Annotated in this window: 14 protein-coding genes; 10 read left to right on the plus strand and 4 right to left on the minus strand. The window is 66.7% G+C overall.

What is annotated here, in order from left to right; genetic code table 11:
- Positions 1–66: 66 nt before the first annotated feature.
- Positions 67–657: a hemerythrin domain-containing protein gene (locus tag ACIQ67_RS12095; protein WP_397534620.1), complete on the minus strand. Its 591-nt coding sequence runs from the start codon at positions 655–657 to the stop codon at positions 67–69.
- 191 nt (positions 658–848) lie between these two features.
- On the opposite strand from ACIQ67_RS12095, the gene tkt reads away from it, so the two are divergent.
- From tkt to ACIQ67_RS12110, 3 genes are all read left to right on the plus strand, one after another.
- Positions 849–2900 (plus strand): transketolase, encoded by a 2052-nt coding sequence (tkt, locus tag ACIQ67_RS12100; protein WP_397534621.1) that lies wholly within the window; start codon positions 849–851, stop codon positions 2898–2900.
- Between the two features lie 68 nt (positions 2901–2968).
- Positions 2969–3967: a type I glyceraldehyde-3-phosphate dehydrogenase gene (gap, locus tag ACIQ67_RS12105; protein ID WP_397534622.1), complete on the plus strand. Its 999-nt coding sequence runs from the start codon at positions 2969–2971 to the stop codon at positions 3965–3967.
- Between the two features lie 170 nt (positions 3968–4137).
- On the plus strand, positions 4138–5877 hold the full coding sequence (locus ACIQ67_RS12110; protein ID WP_397534623.1) for a S8 family peptidase: 1740 nt from the start codon (positions 4138–4140) through the stop codon (positions 5875–5877).
- A gap of 45 nt (positions 5878–5922) precedes the next feature.
- On the opposite strand, the gene ACIQ67_RS12115 is transcribed toward ACIQ67_RS12110, so the two are convergent.
- From ACIQ67_RS12115 to ACIQ67_RS12125, 3 genes are read right to left on the minus strand one after another with little or no spacing between them, the layout of a single operon-like run.
- A complete protein-coding gene (locus ACIQ67_RS12115) occupies positions 5923–6633 on the minus strand; it encodes a hypothetical protein (RefSeq protein WP_397534624.1) in 711 nt (236 codons plus the stop codon).
- 13 nt (positions 6634–6646) lie between these two features.
- The gene (locus ACIQ67_RS12120; protein ID WP_397534625.1) at positions 6647–7504 is read right to left on the minus strand and encodes a biotin--[acetyl-CoA-carboxylase] ligase; all 858 of its coding nucleotides are present in this window, start codon (positions 7502–7504) and stop codon (positions 6647–6649) included.
- 42 nt (positions 7505–7546) lie between these two features.
- The gene (locus ACIQ67_RS12125) at positions 7547–8023 is read right to left on the minus strand and encodes an SET domain-containing protein (protein ID WP_397534626.1); all 477 of its coding nucleotides are present in this window, start codon (positions 8021–8023) and stop codon (positions 7547–7549) included.
- Between the two features lie 129 nt (positions 8024–8152).
- Between ACIQ67_RS12125 and ACIQ67_RS12130 the strand changes: the two genes are divergently transcribed.
- The 7 genes from ACIQ67_RS12130 (at position 8153) to ACIQ67_RS12160 (ending at position 18645) form a co-directional block, all read left to right on the plus strand.
- Positions 8153–10744 (plus strand): DNA topoisomerase III, encoded by a 2592-nt coding sequence (locus ACIQ67_RS12130; RefSeq protein ID WP_397534627.1) that lies wholly within the window; start codon positions 8153–8155, stop codon positions 10742–10744.
- A gap of 513 nt (positions 10745–11257) precedes the next feature.
- A complete protein-coding gene (locus tag ACIQ67_RS12135) occupies positions 11258–12172 on the plus strand; it encodes a dihydrodipicolinate synthase family protein (RefSeq protein WP_397534628.1) in 915 nt (304 codons plus the stop codon).
- 45 nt (positions 12173–12217) lie between these two features.
- A complete protein-coding gene (locus ACIQ67_RS12140; protein WP_397534629.1) occupies positions 12218–12841 on the plus strand; it encodes a TRAP transporter small permease in 624 nt (207 codons plus the stop codon).
- Positions 12842–12874: 33 nt separating this feature from the next.
- Positions 12875–14140 carry a TRAP transporter large permease gene (locus ACIQ67_RS12145; protein ID WP_397534630.1) on the plus strand — a complete coding sequence of 422 codons (1266 nt, stop codon included), beginning with the start codon at positions 12875–12877 and terminating at the stop codon, positions 14138–14140.
- 26 nt (positions 14141–14166) lie between these two features.
- On the plus strand, positions 14167–15156 hold the full coding sequence (locus ACIQ67_RS12150; RefSeq protein ID WP_397534631.1) for a TRAP transporter substrate-binding protein: 990 nt from the start codon (positions 14167–14169) through the stop codon (positions 15154–15156).
- Between the two features lie 8 nt (positions 15157–15164).
- Positions 15165–16745, plus strand: coding sequence for an aldehyde dehydrogenase (NADP(+)) (locus ACIQ67_RS12155; protein WP_397534632.1), 1581 nt, complete (start codon positions 15165–15167; stop codon positions 16743–16745).
- Between the two features lie 43 nt (positions 16746–16788).
- The gene (locus ACIQ67_RS12160; RefSeq protein ID WP_397534633.1) at positions 16789–18645 is read left to right on the plus strand and encodes an ATP-binding protein; all 1857 of its coding nucleotides are present in this window, start codon (positions 16789–16791) and stop codon (positions 18643–18645) included.
- Positions 18646–18706 lie beyond the last annotated feature (61 nt).

Here is an 18706-nt window from a genome sequence, read left to right on the forward strand (position 1 = left end):
TGCAGGGCGCGCCGGCCCGCGAACAATCTCACGGGCTGGGGTTTTAAAGCGCGACGGTGATGCTTTTCAGCCCCTCGCGCTGCCCAGACCCAGTGGGGCGGGCAGCAGGCTGAGGATGCGCTGGAACAGCCCTTGGTAGGTCTCCTCAGGCTTGTGTCCGGTCAGCGGGTCGCGGTTGGCCGCAAAGGCCTCATCGAGGTCGTCCCAGTCTTCCGTGCTCAGCAGGCGCAGGGCCGCCGGCAGGATCTCGCGTTCCTCGATCTCCATATGCTTCAGGTAGGCCGCGACGTAGCGCTCCACCTGCCGCTCGAAACGCTCGCGACGCGCTTCGCCCAGCATCTCGAAGGCCAGCAGGCTGTGCTCCAGTTCGCGGATGGCGTGTTCGCCCCGGTCGTGATCGGCATCGAGCCGGTCCAGCGTGTCGCGCAGTTCCGGCGCGCGGGCGCGTAGCTTGGGGAACAGCAGCTCGGTTTCCTTCGGATGGTGCAGGCGCTCGGGGAACTCGTCCACATAGAACAGCATCGCGCGCAAGGCGGCGAAATCGGGCAGCGTGCCCTGGCGCCGGTGCTCGGCCAGCAGCAGCGGAATGGTGCGCAGCATGGCGGCCAAGGCGCCATGCTCGTCGCGGATGATGCGCAGGGTGAGTGGGGTGCTCATCGAGGGGTCTCCGGGTTTGCGTCGCTTTTGCAGTCGAGAGCCTGACAGAGCCCGGCGTCCTTGCCTTGCCTTGCATCAAGCCTGCTGCGGATCGGGGGGCAAGTAAAATCCCTCGGTTGGCGCCTTTGCGCGCCATGAGAACCCCCGGTTCTCTCCTTCCAGTTTTTTCGCAACTTCGGCACGCATCTCCTATGGCTCACAACGCTGCAAGCAACACCACCCTGATGGCCAACGCCATTCGCGCACTGGCCATGGACGCCGTGCAGCAAGCCAATTCCGGCCACCCCGGCGCGCCCATGGGCATGGCCGACATCGCCGTGGCGCTGTGGAGTCGCCACCTGAAGCACAACCCGACGAACCCGCTGTGGGCCGACCGCGACCGCTTCGTGCTGTCCAACGGCCATGGCTCGATGCTGATCTACGCGCTGCTGCACCTGAGTGGCTACGAACTGCCAATCGCTGAGCTGAAGGCCTTCCGCCAGCTGCACAGCAAGACCCCGGGCCACCCCGAAGTGGGCATCACACCGGGCGTGGAAACGACCACCGGTCCGCTGGGCCAGGGCATCACGAATGCGGTGGGCCTGGCGCTGGCCGAGAAGATGCTGGCCAAGGAATTCAACCGCGATGGCCATGCCATCGTCGACCACAACACCTATGTGTTCCTGGGCGATGGCTGCTTGATGGAAGGCATCAGCCACGAGGCCTGCGCGCTGGCCGGCGCCTGGAAGCTCAACAAGCTGATCGCCATCTACGACGACAACGGCATCTCGATCGACGGCCAGGTGGCGCCCTGGTTCATCGACAACACCGCGCAGCGCTTCCAGGCCTACGGCTGGAACGTGATCGGTTCGGTGGACGGCCATGATGTGGACGCTGTCGACGCCGCCATCGCCGAAGCCCGCAAGAGTAGCGAGAAGCCCACGCTGATCATCGCCAAGACCCATATCGGCAAGGGCTCGCCGAACCGCGCCAACACAGCCAAGGCCCACGGCGAGCCGCTGGGTGCCGAGGAAATCAAGCTGACCCGTGAAGCCATCGGCTGGACGCACGAGCCTTTCGTGATTCCGCAGGAGGTCTATGCCGACTGGGATGCCAAGGCCGCTGGCGCTGCCGCCGAGAAGGCATGGGACGAGTGCTTCGACGCCTATGCCACCGCTTTCCCTGAGCTGGCCGCCGAGTTCGCGCGCCGCATGGCCGGCGTGCTGCCCGCCAACTTCGCGCAGACCGCGGTGGACGCCGTGATTGCCGCCCACACCAAGGCCGAGACCGTGGCCAGCCGCAAGGCCAGCCAGCTGGCGCTGGAAGCCTTCACCGCCGCAGTGCCTGAGCTGCTCGGCGGCTCGGCCGACCTGACCGGCTCTAACCTGACCAACACCAAGAGCACGCCGGCCTTCCGCTTGGAAGCCGATGGTTCCAGCAACGGCGGCCGCCACATCAACTACGGCGTTCGCGAGTTCGGCATGGCCGCGATCATGAACGGCATCGCGCTGCATGGCGGCTACATCCCCTACGGCGGCACCTTCCTGACCTTCAGCGACTACAGCCGCAACGCCATCCGCATGGCTGCACTGATGAAGCAGCGCGTGGTCCATGTGTTCACGCATGACTCCATCGGTCTGGGCGAAGACGGCCCGACGCACCAGTCCATCGAGCATGTGGCTAGCCTGCGCCTGATCCCGGGCCTGGATGTCTGGCGCCCGGCCGACACCACCGAGACCGTGGTCGCCTGGACCATGGCCATCGGCAACGCGCAGCGCCCCAGCGTGCTGGCGCTGAGCCGCCAGAACCTGCCCTATGCGCCAAAGACCGCGGTGGACGACATCGCCAAGGGCGGCTATGTGCTCGCCGAGCCCAGCGAAGTGGGCCTGAAGAAGAAGGCGCAGGTGGTGATCATCGCCACCGGCTCCGAAGTGCAGCTGGCCCTGCATGCGCAACAGCTGCTGGCCAAGGACGGCATCGCGGCGCGTGTGGTCTCCATGCCCAGTACCAATGTTTTCGACCGCCAGGACGCCAAGTACAAGAGCAGCGTGCTGCCCGCTAATCTGCCGCGCGTGGCGGTGGAGATGGGCGTCAGCGACGGCTGGTGGAAGTACGGCTGCGCGGCCGTGGTCGGCATCGACACCTACGGCGAATCGGCCCCGGCCGGCGTGCTGTTCAAGCACTTCGGCTTCACGGCCGAGAACGTGGCCGACACGGTCAAGGTGGCCATCGGCGCTGCCCGCTTGAAGGCCAAGCGCAAGTGATCGCAGGGGGTGTCGGGTGACACCCCTTTTCGTTTTCTGAACCTTCGGATTTTTATTAGGAGACTCGCATGACGATCAAGATCGGTATCAACGGCTTCGGCCGCATCGGCCGCATGGTGTTCCGTGCCGCCATCAAGAACTTCAAGGACATTGAAGTCGTCGGCATCAACGACCTGCTGGAGCCCGACTACCTGGCCTATATGCTGAAGTACGACAGCGTGCACGGCCGCTTCGACGGCGAAGTCTCGGTCGAGGGCAACACCCTGGTCGTCAACGGCAAGAAGATCCGCCTGACCGCCGAGCGCGACCCGGCTGCGCTGAAGTGGAACGACATCGGCGCCGACATCGTCGTCGAGGCGACCGGCCTGTTCCTGGACAAGGCCGGCGGCGAGAAGCACCTGGCTGCGGGCGCCAAGAAGGTCATCATGTCCGCGCCGTCCAAGGACGACACGCCAATGTTCGTGTTCGGCGTCAACGACAAGAGCTACGCCGGCCAGGCCATCATCTCCAATGCTTCCTGCACCACCAACTGCCTGGCACCGATCGCCAAGGTGATGAACGACAAGTGGGGCATCAAGCGCGGCCTCATGACCACCGTGCACGCCGCCACTGCCACGCAGAAGACCGTCGACGGCCCGTCCAACAAGGACTGGCGCGGCGGCCGCGGCATCCTGGAAAACATCATCCCCAGCAGCACTGGCGCCGCCAAGGCCGTGGGCGTGGTGATCCCCGAGCTGAACAAGAAGCTGACCGGCATGAGCTTCCGCGTGCCGACCTCCGATGTGTCGGTGGTCGACCTGACCGTGGAGCTGAACTCGGCCGCCACCTACGCCGAGATCTGCGCCGAGATGAAGGCCCAGAGCGAGGGCGCAATGAAGGGCGTGCTGGGCTACACCGAGGACAAGGTGGTCGCCACCGACTTCCGCGGCGATGCCCGCACCTCGATCTTCGACGCCGACGCCGGCATCGCGTTGGACGGCACCTTCGTCAAGTTGGTGTCCTGGTACGACAACGAGTGGGGTTACTCCAACAAGGTGCTGGAGATGGTGCGCGTCGTCGCCAAGTAATCCACTCGGGTTCACAGCGCCTGGCGCTGGCGAGCTGAAGAGGCCTTGCTTTGCAAGGCCTCTTTTCATTCGCCGGCGGACTGTGCCAATCCTTTACAGAATGGTCGCGTGCGCCGACCTACACTGCGCGGGACTTGGATATCGGGTGGGAGATTCAAACGATGCAAGACATGCGAAAAGTGAGCACCATGCTGCTCGGCGCGGGCTTGTTGCTGGCTGGGCTTGCCCATGGTGCGCCAGCCGATGAGACCGAGGCGCGCGTTATCGTGCGCTTCAAGCCCACGGCGCAGAGCGTGCTGGCCAAGCCTTTATCGATGCGCAGCGGAGAGACCGAAGTGCGCAGCATTGCGCAGCAGCGCACGCATGCGCTGGCGCTGCGCAGCGGTATGGCGTCTGCCAAGGGACTGCAGTCCGGACTCAGCCTGGACGCCCGCACCCATGTCGTGAAGGCGCGCGGCATCGACTCGCTGACCCTGGCCAAGCGCCTGGCGGCCGATCCGGAGGTGGAGCTGGTGGCGGTGGATCAGCTGCGCAAGCGAGCCCTGGTTCCGAACGATCCGCTCTACCCACCAGGCGTGGCAGGGCAGGGCCCGGCTTCCGGCCAGTGGTATCTGCGCGCGCCCACCAGCGAGGTGGTCTCCAGCATCAATGCGCCGGCGGCCTGGGATCGCAGCACCGGCAGCAGCTCGGTCATCGTGGCGGTGCTGGACACTGGCATCCGCAAGGATCATCCGGACCTGGCCGGCCAGATCGTCGGCGGCTACGACATGGTGGGCTATGGCAGCGCTGGCAGCCTGTCGCTGGCCATCGCCAACGATGGCGACCGTGCCGATGCCGATGCCTCTGACCCCGGTGACTGGGTCACGCAGGCCGAGGTCGATGCGCGCACGCTGGGTTCCCAATGCAATAGCGATGACGTCAGCAACAGCTCCTGGCATGGCACGCGCGTGGCCGGCCTGATCGCGGCAGCCAGCAACAACGGCCTGGGCATGGCCGGTGTGGCCTGGAACAGCAAGATCCTGCCGATGCGGGTGCTGGGCAAATGCGGCGGCTATGACTCGGACATCATCGCGGCCATGCGCTGGGCCGTAGGCCTGAGCGTGCCGGGGCTGCCGGCCAATCCGAACGCAGCGCGGGTGCTCAATCTGAGCCTGGGCAGCAGCGGCAGCTGCGCGGCGACCAGCAGCACCGGCGTGCTGTACCGCGAGACCCTCGCCGAGCTGACGGCTATGAATGTGGTGGTGGTGGCGGCCGCGGGCAACTCGGCCGGCCTGGCCGTCGGGCTGCCGGGCAACTGCCCCAATGTCATCTCTGTCACCGGTCTGCGCCATGTGGGCACCAAGGTGGGTTTCTCCAGCATCGGCCCTGAGGTGACGCTGAGCGCACCGGGCGGAAACTGCGTGAACCTCAGCGGCCCCTGCCTCTATCCCATTGTCAGCACCGGCAACAGTGGCACGCAGGGCCCGCGGCTGGCTGATGATCACTACACCAGTGGCGTGGGCACCAGTTTCTCGACCCCCCTGGTGGCGGGTACGGTGGCGCTGATGCTGGCGCAGCAGCCGGGCCTGACGCCCGCGCAGGTGCGCAGCGCGCTGGTGTCCACCGTCCGGCCCTTCGTGAGCACGGGCGGTGGCGTGGCGGGCGAGACGCCCCCCGCAGCCTGCAAGGCACCGACTTCGACCGAGCAGCTGGAGTGCTACTGCACCACCAGCACCTGCGGTGCCGGCATGCTCGATGCTGCAGCCGCTGTGGCTGCGGTTTCGCCGGCGGTGGTCACGCCGACACCGCCCACGCCCACCCCCAGCACCGGTGATGCGGGCGGCGGCGGCGGCGGTGCGATGAGCGGCCTGTGGCTGCTGGCCTTGGGCCTGGCTGCAGCGATGCTGCGGCCGCGGGTGCCGCGGGGCTGAGCCCGGGCGAGCGCCGCTTCAGCGCTGTTTTTTTTCAGGGGGCGTTCAGCGCGAAGCCGCGCTGGCCGCCGGCACTGCTGTTGCGGCGCCGTTGGCGGCACTTGCTGCCGGAGCGATGCAGGTCTTGGCCGTGCCGAGCGCCTTGCTGGCGTCGCGGCTGTCGGTGATCTGGCGCGCCAGCAGGCCATTGGCACTGGCCAAGCGCAGCAGATGGCGCGGCTGTGGCGGCTGCAGCTGCAAGACACGCAGGTCTCGCAGCGGCCGGCGCGCCTCCAGTGCGGCCCTGGCTGCGGCCTCGCTGGCGTGGCGGCTCAGCAGCAGGCTGGGCTGTTCGTCGGGCTTGCCCGTCAAGGGCTCGTAGTCGATCTTGAGTCGTTTGAGCGCTTCTTCCCTGCGGCTCAGCTGTTCGCGGGAATCAAGCTTGGCGGTCGCCACCGCCCAGACAGCGGGTTGTTCGCTGCTGTCCACCTGCCAGGCGGCGGGTGTCAGATTCAGGCGCTCCAGCGCAGCCTTGGCACCACGCAGGGCTTCATCGCTGCCAAAGGGGCCGAACTCCAGGCAGACCGGCTGCTGCAGCGCGGTAACGGCCTGCGGCGACAGGATGCTCAGGCGCTCGCGCTGCTGCTCCAGCTGCATGCGATGCGGCTCGCGGCCGCTGTGGCCATGCGTGCCGATGACGGGGTCCAACCAGCCCTGGGTCCAGGCAAAGAACAGGGCATTGGCCAGCAGCAGGAGCGCGACGAGGGTTCTCAGCATGGGCGCTAGCGTATCAGCGTGCGCTGCCGATGCCGGCATCGGGGCTCAGCCTGACGCTGACCTCGCCGCCGCCCACGGTCTGCAGCCCGGTGGAGGTTTCGATCAACAGCTCGCCTTGCGCATTGGTACCTCGCGCGACGCCTTCCACCGCGCCGGCTGTCACGCTCTGGTCTTTCAGCAGGTCACGCCGCTCGAAGGCAGGCTGCCAGGCGGCATAGCCGCGCTGCGGGAAGGCCAGCAGCGTTTCGATCAGCGGCCTGGCGATGCGCGCCAGCACCTGCGGTGCGCTGATGCCCGGCGTCAACTCATCCAGGCTGGCGTAACCCGTCTGGAAGGCCGCTTCATTGGCCGGGGCGGCGGGCTGGCTGATGTTCAGCCCGATACCGATGACAGCAATGCGTTGGCTTCCAGCGGCCACCGTCTCGATCAGGATGCCGCCCAGCTTGCCGCCGTCCAGCCAGATGTCGTTGGGCCACTTCAGTTGCAGGCGCGGTGCCTGCGGACCGGCTGGGTCCAGTGCATCGGCGATGGCGACACCGACCGCCAGCGACAGGCCGGACCAGTCAGCCATGGCCATCGGGAGCGCCAGCGAAAAGGTCAGCGAACTGCTGCTGCTGGAGTGCCAGGTGCGGCCCATGCGGCCGCGGCCGTGGGTCTGGTGCTCGGCCACCAGCAGGCAGGGCTGCAGATCGTTGGCGCGGCGGCCATAGGGGCTGCGCTCGCCGGGGTGGCGGCCGTCGCTGCGTACGCGCTCCAGCAAGGCGTTATTGGTGGAATCGACCCGCGCCAGCACTTCGATGCTGATGCCGGGCAGCAGGGGCTCCAGCTCCTGCCACAGGGCTTCGACGCCCCATTGTTGGTGTTCGACCATGCGCGTGCCTGAACGTTGCTGAGGGTGTGCGTTGCCGCCGGGTTACTTCTTCGGCGTCAGCATCGTGCCACGGCAGAACGGGCTGCCGCAATAGCAGGCGAACTCCTTCTTCAGCTTGGCCGTGTAGCGCTCGTCGATGACCAGGCCGTAGTCGTAGAACAGCTCCTCGCCGGGCTGGATGTCGCGCAGCGCCTTGATGAAGACGCGGCCCTTGTCTTCCTCTGCTTCGCAGTTGGGCTCGCAGCTGTGGTTGATCCAGCGCGAGCTGTTGCCGCCGTGCAGCGCGTCGATCACCTGACCGGTGTCGAGGTGGAAGTAGAAGGTATGGTTGGGCTGCTTGGGGTCGTGGGGATGGCGGCGCAGCGCCTCATCCCAGTCGATGCGCTCGCCGGTGTATTCGATCAGCGTGTCGCCCGCCTCGATGGACGCGATCGCGTAGACGCCGCGGCCGTGGACGCCGGAGCGTCGCACCTGGATGCGTCGGCCGGAGCGGGGGCTGAGCGGATCGTCTTGCGTCATCTCTCGACTTGGTTACATTGAATTCATGGGTGCGCGCGCGTGTGTACATGTGTGCGTGTGCGTGCGCGCGAGGCCGGATTGTAGGCAGCAGATGGGCAGGGTCTGTCCGGAAGCTGCAAAGAAAGAACCATGAGCAAAGCACTGATCATTGCCGAGAAGCCTTCTGTAGCGCAGGACATCGTGCGTGCGCTGACGCCCACCGCGGGCAAGTTCGAGAAGCACGACGAATACTTCGAGAGCGACGGCTACGTCGTCAGTTCCGCCGTTGGCCATCTGGTCGAGATCAAGGCGCCGGACGAGTTCGATGTCAAACGCGGCAAGTGGAGCTTCGCCAACCTGCCGGTGATTCCGCCGCACTTCGACCTCAACCCGATCGACAAGAGCAAGGGTCGGCTCAATGCCCTGGTCAAGCTGATCCGCCGCAAGGACGTGACAAGCCTGATCAACGCCTGTGACGCGGGCCGCGAGGGTGAGCTCATCTTCCGCCTGATCGTGCAGTACGCCGGCACGGCCAAGGCCGCGATCAACAAGCCGGTGCAGCGCCTGTGGCTGCAGTCGATGACGCCGCAGGCGATCCGCGACGGCTTCGACAAACTGCGCGGTGATGCTCAGATGCTGCCGCTGGCCGATGCGGCGCGCTGCCGCTCCGAGGCCGACTGGCTGGTGGGCATCAACGGCACGCGGGCGATGACGGCCTTCAACTCGCGCGATGGCGGCTTCTTCCTGACCACGGTTGGCCGGGTGCAGACGCCCACGCTGTCCATCGTGGTCGAGCGCGAGGAAAAGATCCGCAAGCATGTCTTCCGCGACTACTGGGAAGTGCGCGGCACCTTCGATGCCCAGGCCGGGCAGTACGAGGGCAAGTGGTTCGATCCCAAGTTCAAGAAGGGCGAGGACGCCGAAGCGCGCGCCGACCGGCTCTGGAGCCGCGCCGATGCCGACGCGATCGCGGCTGCAGTGCAGGGCCAGCCGGCCAACGTCACCGAAGAGAGCAAGCCCACCACCAGCAGCTGCGGCGGCCTCTACGACCTGACCACGCTGCAGCGTGAGGCGAACTCGCGCTTCGGCTTCTCGGCCAAGACCACCCTGAGCCTGGCCCAGGCGCTGTATGAGAAGCACAAGGTGCTGACCTACCCGCGAACCGACTCTCGCTTCCTGCCCGAGGACTATCTGGCTGTCGCCAAGCAGACTGCCGAGATGATTGCAAGCGAAGACCTGCCGGGTCCGCTGCGCGAACTGGCGGCGCATGCCAAGACCGCGATCAAGAACGGCTACATCAAGCCCACCAAGAAAGTCTTCGACAACGCCAAGGTGTCGGATCACTTTGCGATCATCCCGACCTTGCAGGCGCCCAAAAGCCTGACCGACATCGAGGCCAAGCTCTACGACCTGGTAGTCAAGCGCTTCCTGGCGGTGTTCTTCCCGCCGGCCGAGTTTCAGGTCACGACGCGCATCAGCACGGTGAAGGCCGCGGGCAAGGAGTTCAGCTTCCAGACCAACGGCAAGGTGCTGGTCAAGCCGGGCTGGCTGGCCGTCTACGGCAAGGAAGTGCAGGAAGACGACGCCAATCTGGTGGCCGTGGCACCGGGCGAGATGGTGGCGACCGAGAGCGTGGACGTGAAGGGCCTGCAGACCAAGCCGCCGGCGCGCTACACGGAAGCCACACTGCTGTCGGCGATGGAAGGCGCTGGCAAGCTGATTGACGACGACGAGCTGCGCGAGGCCATGGCAGAGAAGGGCCTGGGAACGCCAGCCACCCGCGCCGCCACTATCGAAGGCCTGCTGACCGAGAAGTACATGCTGCGCGAGGGCCGCGAGCTGATCCCCACTGCCAAGGCCTTCCAGCTTATGACGCTGCTGCGCGGCCTGGACGTGCAGGAGCTGACCCGCCCCGAGCTGACCGGCGACTGGGAGTTCAAGCTGGCCGAGATGGAGAAGGGCCGGCTGAACCGCGACGCCTTCATGGCCGAGATCGCCGCGATGACCGAGAAGGTTGTACAGAAGGCCAAGTCCTACGACCGCGACACCATCCCGGGCGACTACGCCACGCTCAAGGCGCCCTGCCCGAAGTGCGGCGGCGTCGTGAAGGAGAACTACCGCCGCTTCACCTGCACCGGCAAGGACGGAAGCTCGGAGGGCTGCGGCTTCTCCATCGGCAAGATCCCCGGCGGCCGCAGCTTCGAGCTGCATGAGGTGGAGGAGTTCCTGGCTGATAAGAAGATCGGCCCGCTGGAAGGCTTCCGCTCCAAGGCGGGCTGGCCCTTCACGGCCGAGCTGGCCCTGGTCTACGACGACGAGATCGCCAACTGGAAGCTGGAGTTCGACTTCGGCGAAGATGCCAAGAAGGCCGCCGAATCCGGCGAGCCGGTGGACTTCAGCGGCCAAGCTTCGCTCGGCGCCTGCCCCAAATGCCAGGGCCATGTCTACGACCATGGCTCGAACTACGTCTGCGAGCATGCGGTCGGCGCCAACGTCACCTGCGATTTCAAGAGCGGCAAGATCATCCTGCAGCAGCCCATTGAGGCTGAGCAGATGCAAAAGCTGCTGAGCGCGGGCAAGACCGATCTGCTGGAGAACTTCGTCTCCAACAAGACCCGCCGCAAGTTCAAGGCCTTCCTGGCCTACGACAAGAAGGAAGGCAAGGTGATGTTCGAGTTCGAGCCGCGCGCCGCCAAGGTGCCGGCCAAGAAGGCAGCCGCCAAGAAGAGCGCCAAGACCTGAGCTTGACGCCAGCGTTCCGGGCCCTCTGAAGCCCGCGCGACCCGATACGGCCGAGAGGCGGTATCGGGTCGTTTGCTTTGCGCGCTGCCGGCGCTGTCCTGCGCAGCGCGAGCGGAATCAGGCCGCCTGCGTGCTCTTGCCGACAGCAGGGCGCTGTGTTTCTCAGGAGCGCAGTGGGTGATGGCGCAGCGAGGACATCGGCTGAGGTCCTGCGCTCGTGTCCCCCGCAGCGGCCCTGCGGGCCGCCGCTGCTCCTTGACCTCGCTACGCCCCTTAGCCGGTGCCTTCGCGCAAGGTCGTGCTCGGCCCGCGACGAATGCCCAACATCGGCCCGCCTGACCCCACTCACCTCGTCGCCCGGTGTCCGCGCCTCCCACCTGTGCCGAATTGCGCCAATGCCTCCGGGTGCGGTGGGTGCTCGCTCTGCGCGTTTACTCTAGTATTTCACAGAAATACTGCTGATATATTTAAACCCAAGCGCCACTTCTCAAGGCGCAACAGGAGCAGCAAACCATGAGTCAAGCCCGCTGGACCGGCATCTTCCCGGCCGTCACCACCAAGTTCTTCGCCGATGAGCGCATCGATGCCGCAGGCACGGCAAAGCACATCGATTTCCAGATCCGCAACGGCATCCACGGCCTGGTCACCTGCGGCTCGCTGGGCGAGGCCAGCACGCTGACGCTGGAAGAAAAGGTCGAGGTTGCACGCATCGCGCTGGAGGCCGCCGACGGCCGCATCCCCGTGCTGGCCAATGTCTCCGAGACCAGCACCCGCGAGGCGCTGCGCTATATCGAGGCTTGCAACAAGGCCGGCGTGGCGGGTTACATGGTGATGCCCTCGGTTATCTATGTGGCCGATGCGCGCGAAGCGATGCTGAACGTGCGCACCATGGCCGAAGCCGCGCAGAAGCCGGTGATGGTCTACAACAACCCGGTGGCCTATCGCGTGGACCTGAAGCCTGAGCACATGCAGGAACTGGCCGACTGCAAGTGGATCGAGGCCATCAAGGAAAGCACCGGCGACATCCGCCGCATCACCGATCTTCGCAATGCCCTGGGGGATCGCTATCAGCTCTTCCTGGGCGTGGATGACCTCGCTTATGAAGGTCTGGCGTTGGGCTGCGACGGCCTGCTGGCCGGCGTCGGCTGCGCCTTCCCGCGCGAGACCGTAGCGCTGTATGACTTGATGAAGGCCGGCCAGTGGGCCGAGGCGCTGAAGCTCTATCAGTGGATGACGCCGATGCTTCACTTGGATGTGTCCAACAAGCTGGTGCAGAACCTCAAGCTGATCGACGCACTCGTCGGCGTGGGCAGCGAGCATATGCGTCGCCCGCGCCTGCCGCTGATCGGCGCCGAGCGCGAGTTCGTCACCGCCGTGGTGCAGAAGGCCCTGGCCACCCGCCCCGAGCAATTCCGCTCGGTGGACTGACGTCTCGCGGCAGACCTTGGCCCACCCCAGCACAAGCCCAGCACCATGCAAGACGTCGTTCAACACACACCGAAACATGGCTGGGCCCGCTGGGTGCAGCAGGCCTCGGCCGCCATCCTGCGTGTCGAGCGCCTGGCGCTGATGCTGCTGATGGGCGCGCTGACGCTAACGATCCTGCTTAACGTCGTCACCCGCTACAGCGGTGTGCCGATCTACTGGGTGGACGAGGCGGCGGTCTATCTGGTGGTGTGGCTGTGCTTCGTCGGCGCCTCGGCGATGACGCGGCTGCGGCTGGACTTCGCGGTCACGCTGCTGACCGACTACCTGGGCGAGCGCATGGCGCGGCGCGTCAAGGCGCTGGCCACGGCGGGCGTGCTGATCTTCGGCCTGGCCATGCTGGCGATGTGCTGGCTGTGGATGGACCCGGTGGGCATCGCGCGCTACGGCTTTGATGCCAGGGAGTATGCGGCCGAGAGCTTCAACTTCCTCTACACCGAGCGCACGCAGACGCTGAACTGGCCCACCTGGCTGGTGCAGCTGATCCTGCCGCTGTTCGCCTTAGGCTTCAGCACGCATGCGGCCGCCAATCTGGTGGAAGACCTCGGCCTGCAGCCGCGCGCCGCCATCGTCGGCTTCGACCTCGGCAGCGCCGAGGAAACCGTCAACTGAACGGCGCGGCGCGCAGCAGCAGAGGCCTCCCACATGATAACCAGCCTGTTCTTCCTTGCCGTGATGCTGCTGGGCGTGCCCATCGGCATCTGCCTGTGCCTGTCGGGCATCGTCTACATCTTCAGCACCGGCAATCCGGTGCTGCTGCAGTCCTTCCCCAGCCAGATGTTCGGCGGCGTGGACAGTTATGGCCTGATCGCGATCCCGCTCTTCATCCTGATCGGTGAGATCATGAGCAGCGGCGGCATCACGCGGCGCCTAGTGGCGCTGGCGATGGGCTTCGTCGGCTCGGTGCGCGGCGGACTGGCCTACGTCAACATCCTGGCCAATATGATGCTGGCCTCCATCATCGGCTCGGCCACCGCGCAGGTGGCCATCATGTCCAAGATCATGGTGCCGGAGATGGAGAAGGCGGGCTACGACAGGACCTTCGCCGCCGGCGTCACCGTCTACGGCGGCATGCTGGGACCCATCATTCCGCCCTCGGTGATGTTCGTGGTCTACAGCGTGCTGGCTCAGGTGGCGGTGGGCGACATGCTGATGGCCGGCATCCTGCCCGGCATCCTGCTGACGCTGCTGTTCTTCGTGGTGATCGCCTGCATGGGCCTGATCTACAACTACCCGCGCAGCGAGCCACGCACGCTGCGCCAGCGCGTGCTCACCATCGTCAGCGCCTCGCCGACGTTGCTGATCCCCATCGTCATCGTCGGTTCCATCCTGGGTGGCATCGCCAACCCGACCGAATCGGCCGCCGTGGGCGCGGTGGTGTCCGCGTTGGTAGGGCGTTATGTGACACGCGAGTTCCGCTTCTCGATGCTGCCGCAGATCCTGCTGCGCGCCGCCGTCTACTCGGCCATCGTGCTGTTCCTGGTGGCGGCCGCCGCGGTGTTCTCCTGGCTGCTGATCTACGGCGGCGTGCCGCAGGCGGCGGCTGGCTGGATCCAGTCGGTGGCCAAGGACCCGGTCAGCTTCCTGCTGCTCACCAATGTGATCCTGCTGGTGATCGGCACCGTGATCGACGGCATCCCCGGCCTGATCATGACCGTGCCTATCCTGCTGCCGATTGCCACCGAGATCTACGGCATCGATCCGCGCCATTTCGGCGTGGTGGTGGTGGTCAACCTGGTGCTGGGCCTGATGTCGCCGCCGGTGGGCCTGAGCTTCTTCGTGGCCGCCGCCGTGACCGGCGCCAAGCCCGGAAAGATGTTCCTCGTCACCTTGCCCTTCTTCGTCATCTGTTGCGTCGCGCTGGTGCTGCTGTCGCTGTTCCCCAGCCTCTCTCTCTTCCTGTTGAAGTAAGCAACCCCACTCGAAAGGCCCTCGCCATGTCCAGTCTGACCCGTCGCCATTTCGTCCAAGCCGGTGCCGCGCTCGCGGCTCCCGCCTTCATCGGCCAGGCCCGCGCCCAGGGCAAGGAATTCCGCCTGGGCCTGATCACGCCAGCCGGCCACTCCTGGAACCGCGCCGCGCTGGCCTTTGGCGAAACGCTGAAGAAGGAAACCAACGGCCGCCTCAGCGCCACCGTGTTCCATTCCGGCCAGCTCGGCAATGAGGCCGCGATGATGCAGCAGCTGCAGACCGGCGCGCTGGACATGGGCTGGATCCAGGCCGCCGAGCTGGGCTCGCGCGTCGCCAGCATCGCCTCGATCAACGCGCCGTATCTGGTGCGCTCCACCACCGACGTGGCCAAGCTGGTGCGCCACGAGGCCGCGCTCAAGCTGCTGGAGGTGCTGCCACGCGAAACCGGCACGGTGGGTCTGGGCTGGGGCATCACCGGCATGCGCGTGGTGTTCTCCACCAAGGAGATCGCTAGCGTCAAGGACATCAAGGGCATGAAGCTGCGCATCAACCCGACGCCGGTCTACCGCGACTTCTACCAGTCGCTGGGCGCCGCGCCGACGCCGATCCCGACGCCGCAGGTGTTCGACGCGATGGCCAACGGTCAGGTCGACGGCCTGGAGGCCGACATCGAGTTCTCATGGAACCAGCGCTTCGACAAGGTGGCAAAGGGCATGCTGCAGATGAATGCGCTGTTCATGCCCTTCGCGCCTCTGGTCTCGGGCCGCGTCTGGCAGGGCCTGGATGGCAAGGACAAGGAGCTGATCCGCGGGCTGGTGCGCCAGAGCCTGGATGCGCAGATCAAGGACATCGTCACCACCGAACTGGGCCTGATCGAGAAGTTCAAGGCCGTGCCGTTTGCGATCAAGACCGAACCCAATCTGGATATCGCCCCGTTGATCAAGAGCTTCGACGATCTGTGGCTGTCCAAGGCGCCGCAGATCGCGCAGCTGCGCAAGATCGGCGCCAGCATCTGAGCATGAACATGACGACGATCACCGGTGAGCAATTGATTGGCACGCAGGCTCGCATGGGTCAGGCGGGCAGCTTCAGGGCCTTCAGCCCGGTGCGCGGCGAAGCGCTCGAACCGCATTTCGGTGGCGGTGATGCCGCCGATGTCGACGTCGCCTGCCGCCTGGCCGAGCAGGCCTTCGATGAGTTCCGCAAGCTGCTGCCCGAGCGCCGCGCCGCGCTGCTGGAGGCCATCGGCGAGGGGCTGCTGGAGCTGGGCGATACGCTGCTGGAGCGCGCCCACCTGGAGACCGCGCTGCCGTTGGTACGCCTGCAGGGCGAGCGCCAGCGCACCGTCAACCAGCTGCGCCTGTTTGCCGACTGGTTGCGTGCCGGCCAGTGGCAAGGCGCCCGGCTGGACGAAGCCTTGCCCGATCGCCAGCCGCCGCGGCCGGACCTGCGCGCGCAGCGCATCGCCATCGGCCCGGTGGCGGTGTTCGGCGCCAGCAACTTTCCGCTGGCCTTCTCGGTGGCCGGTGGCGACACCGCTTCCGCAATGGCAGCCGGCTGCCCGGTGGTAGCCAAGGCCCATCCGGCGCACCCGGGCACTTCGGAGCTGGTGGGCCGGGTGATCCAGCGCGCGGTGGCCGAGGCCGGCTTGCCGGCGGGTGTGTTCTCGTTGCTGCATGACGCCGGCACCGCGCTGGGCCAGGCACTGGTGCAGCATCCGGCCATCCAGGCGGTCGGCTTCACCGGCTCGCGCCGTGGCGGCCTGGCCTTGCAGGCGCTGGCCCAGGCCCGGCCGCAGCCGGTCCCGGTGTTCGCCGAGATGAGTTCGGTCAATCCGGTTCTGCTGCTGCCGGCTGCGCTGAGCGCGCGTGCCGAGACCCTGGCGCAGGGCTTTGTCGACTCGCTGATGCTGGGCGTCGGCCAGTTCTGCACCAACCCGGGCTTGCTGCTGGCCGTCGAAGCGCCTGCGCTGGACCGCTTCGTGGCGGCCGCAGCGCAGGCGTTGGCGACGCGTGCCGCCGGCACTCTGCTGACGCCCGGAATCCAGCGCGCCTACGCGCAAGGTCTGGAGCAGCTGGACGCGCAGCCCGGCGTGCAGCGCGCGGCGGCTGGCCTGGCCGCCGAAGGTGCGGCGCAGGCCCGCCTCAGCCAGGTGAGTGCGCCGGACTTCCTGGCCAACCCCCTGTTGCAGGAGGAATGCTTCGGCCCCAGCGCCTTGCTGGTGAGCTGCCGCGATGCCGGCGAGCTGCGAGCGGTGCTGAACGCGCTGGACGGCCAGCTGACCGCCACGCTGCAGCTAGACGCCGACGATCACCTGCTGGCCCACCAGCTGCTGCCGCTGCTGGAGCGCCGCGCCGGCCGCATCATCGTCAACGGCTGGCCGACTGGCGTCGAGGTCTGCCATGCGATGGTGCATGGCGGGCCGTTTCCGGCCAGCAGTAATGCGCAGCACAGCTCGGTGGGCACGCTGGCGATGGAGCGCTTCCTGCGCCCGGTCTGCTACCAGGGCTTCCCCGATGCCTTGCTGCCGCTGGCCTTGCAGGCGGCCAACCCTCTGCACCTGCACCGCCAGCATGAGGGCATTCCTCGCGCCCAGGGGGCCTGACTTTCGGCGACACTTGTCGCTCCTTGCAGCGAGAGGGAGTGGCATGGCCTTGGGGCTCAATCGGCTGACGATCCAGACACGCCTGATTGCCGGCATCGCACTGGCGGCTTCAGTGCTGGTCGTGATGATCGGCTCGTACTGGACGGCGCGCGAGGAGCGCGAACTCAGCATTGCGCTGGAGCAGCGCGCTGACCGCATGGCCCAGCTGGTGGAACGCAGCTTTGCCAGCCCGGTTTGGAACATCGACGCGCTGGCGGTCGACACGCTGCTGGACGCGGTAATGCAGGACCCCGAGGTGCACTCGATCGAGCTGACGGCCGCCGGCATCAGCGGGGCGCCAGTGCTGCGCCGGCGTGACTCTTCTCCCCAGCAGACGCTGACGCGCGACGTGACGCTGCACTACCAGGGCCTGCCCGCCAGCCGGCCCAGCGTGGTCGGCGAGGCGCGGCTGGTCTTCAACCGTGACCAGGTCGTGCAGACGGTGGCCAACACGCGCCAGCTGGTGGCCGCGCTGCTGGCGGCGGTGCTGGCCGCCGTGGTCGTGACGAGCTATCTGCTGGTGCATCGCTTTGTCACACAGCCGGTGGTGAGGCTGGGCAGTCTGGCGCGCCGCGTGGCTCACGGCGAGCTGGGTGTGACCCAGCCCCTGGAGCGGCGAGACGAGATCGGCGCGCTGACCGAGCAGTTCAACCATATGAGCCTGCAGCTGCGGGCCTCGTCCGAGGGCCTACGCCAGAGTGAGGAACGCTATCGCGGCCTGTTCGAGAACGCTACCGAGGGCATCTTCGTGGCGGATGCGCGCGGTCGCCTTCTGGGCATCAACAAGGCGCTGAACAGTATGCTCGGCTTCGCGCTTCCGTCCGCAGCGCTGCAGGGCCGCTCGGGACTGCGACGCCTGGTGCGCATCGAGCCTGGCGAATACCGGCGCCTGGCCGCGGCGCTGATCCGGCATCGCGTGCTGCAGCAAGTGCCCTTGCTGATTGGCACCCCGGATGGCCGCGAGCTGTGGATCGAGGTCAGCGTGCACCTGGCCGGCGACGCGGCCCAGGGCGATCTGCGCGTCGAAGGCATGGTCAGCGACATCACCCAGCGCCGCCTGGCTGAGCAGGAACTGACCCGCCACCGCGATCATCTGGAAGAGCTGGTGACCGAGCGCACGCTGGAGCTGAGCCAGGCCAAGCTGCGCGCCGAAGAGGCCAACCAGAGCAAGAGCCGTTTCCTGGCCACCATGAGCCATGAGTTCCGCACGCCGCTCAACGCCATCCTCGGCTTTGCCCAGTTGCTGCAGATGGACAAGAGCCTGAATGCGGCGCAGCACAGCAAGGTGGACCTGATCCGCGATTCCGGCGATCACCTGCTTAGCCTGATTTCCGATCTGCTGGACATGGCCAGCATCGAGGCCGGCAAGGTGCGATTGATGCCGGCGGTGGTCGATCTGCGCGCGCTGCTTGAAGTGGCCTGCGATTCGGTGCGCATCCGCGCCGAGGAAAAGCAGCTGCGCTTTGCGGTGAGCCTGGACCCGCAGATGCCGGCGCGGGTGCGCGTTGACGGCCAGCGCCTGCGCCAGGTGGTGCTCAACCTGCTGGCCAACGGCATCAAGTTCACCGATGCCGGCGAGGTGCGGCTGGAGGCCCGGCTGCTGGCGCAGACGCCCGCGCTGGCGCGGGTGCGCATCGAAGTGCATGACACCGGCATCGGCATGGACGCCGGCCAGTTGGCGCGGCTATTCAAGCCCTTCGAGCAAGTCTCCGACGACCACCGCCGCGGCGGCGGCACCGGGCTGGGCCTGTCGATCAGCCAGCAGCTGGTGCGCCTGATGGGCTCGCAGATCGAGGTGCAGAGCGCGCCTGGCGTCGGCAGCTGCTTCAGCTTCGAGCTGGAACTGGCGCCGCAATCCTGAGGGCACGCGTTCGCTTGTTCGTCCTGCGCGCCTGACGAAGGCAAGGGCGTGGGTGGCGCGG

The sequence above is a fragment of the Roseateles sp. genome, assembly GCF_044373315.1.
In the GTDB taxonomy this organism is placed as follows: Bacteria; Pseudomonadota; Gammaproteobacteria; order Burkholderiales; family Burkholderiaceae_C; genus JACDQM01.

Coding starts and splice junctions, on each gene's coding strand:
- ACIQ67_RS12095 (WP_397534620.1), bottom strand. CDS start 657: ATGAGCACCCCACTCACCCTGCGCATCATCCGCGACGAGCATGGCGCC.
- tkt (WP_397534621.1), top strand. CDS start 849: ATGGCTCACAACGCTGCAAGCAACACCACCCTGATGGCCAACGCCATT.
- gap (WP_397534622.1), top strand. CDS start 2,969: ATGACGATCAAGATCGGTATCAACGGCTTCGGCCGCATCGGCCGCATG.
- ACIQ67_RS12110 (WP_397534623.1), top strand. CDS start 4,138: ATGCGAAAAGTGAGCACCATGCTGCTCGGCGCGGGCTTGTTGCTGGCT.
- ACIQ67_RS12115 (WP_397534624.1), bottom strand. CDS start 6,633: ATGCTGAGAACCCTCGTCGCGCTCCTGCTGCTGGCCAATGCCCTGTTC.
- ACIQ67_RS12120 (WP_397534625.1), bottom strand. CDS start 7,504: ATGGTCGAACACCAACAATGGGGCGTCGAAGCCCTGTGGCAGGAGCTG.
- ACIQ67_RS12125 (WP_397534626.1), bottom strand. CDS start 8,023: ATGACGCAAGACGATCCGCTCAGCCCCCGCTCCGGCCGACGCATCCAG.
- ACIQ67_RS12130 (WP_397534627.1), top strand. CDS start 8,153: ATGAGCAAAGCACTGATCATTGCCGAGAAGCCTTCTGTAGCGCAGGAC.
- ACIQ67_RS12135 (WP_397534628.1), top strand. CDS start 11,258: ATGAGTCAAGCCCGCTGGACCGGCATCTTCCCGGCCGTCACCACCAAG.
- ACIQ67_RS12140 (WP_397534629.1), top strand. CDS start 12,218: ATGCAAGACGTCGTTCAACACACACCGAAACATGGCTGGGCCCGCTGG.
- ACIQ67_RS12145 (WP_397534630.1), top strand. CDS start 12,875: ATGATAACCAGCCTGTTCTTCCTTGCCGTGATGCTGCTGGGCGTGCCC.
- ACIQ67_RS12150 (WP_397534631.1), top strand. CDS start 14,167: ATGTCCAGTCTGACCCGTCGCCATTTCGTCCAAGCCGGTGCCGCGCTC.
- ACIQ67_RS12155 (WP_397534632.1), top strand. CDS start 15,165: ATGACGACGATCACCGGTGAGCAATTGATTGGCACGCAGGCTCGCATG.
- ACIQ67_RS12160 (WP_397534633.1), top strand. CDS start 16,789: ATGGCCTTGGGGCTCAATCGGCTGACGATCCAGACACGCCTGATTGCC.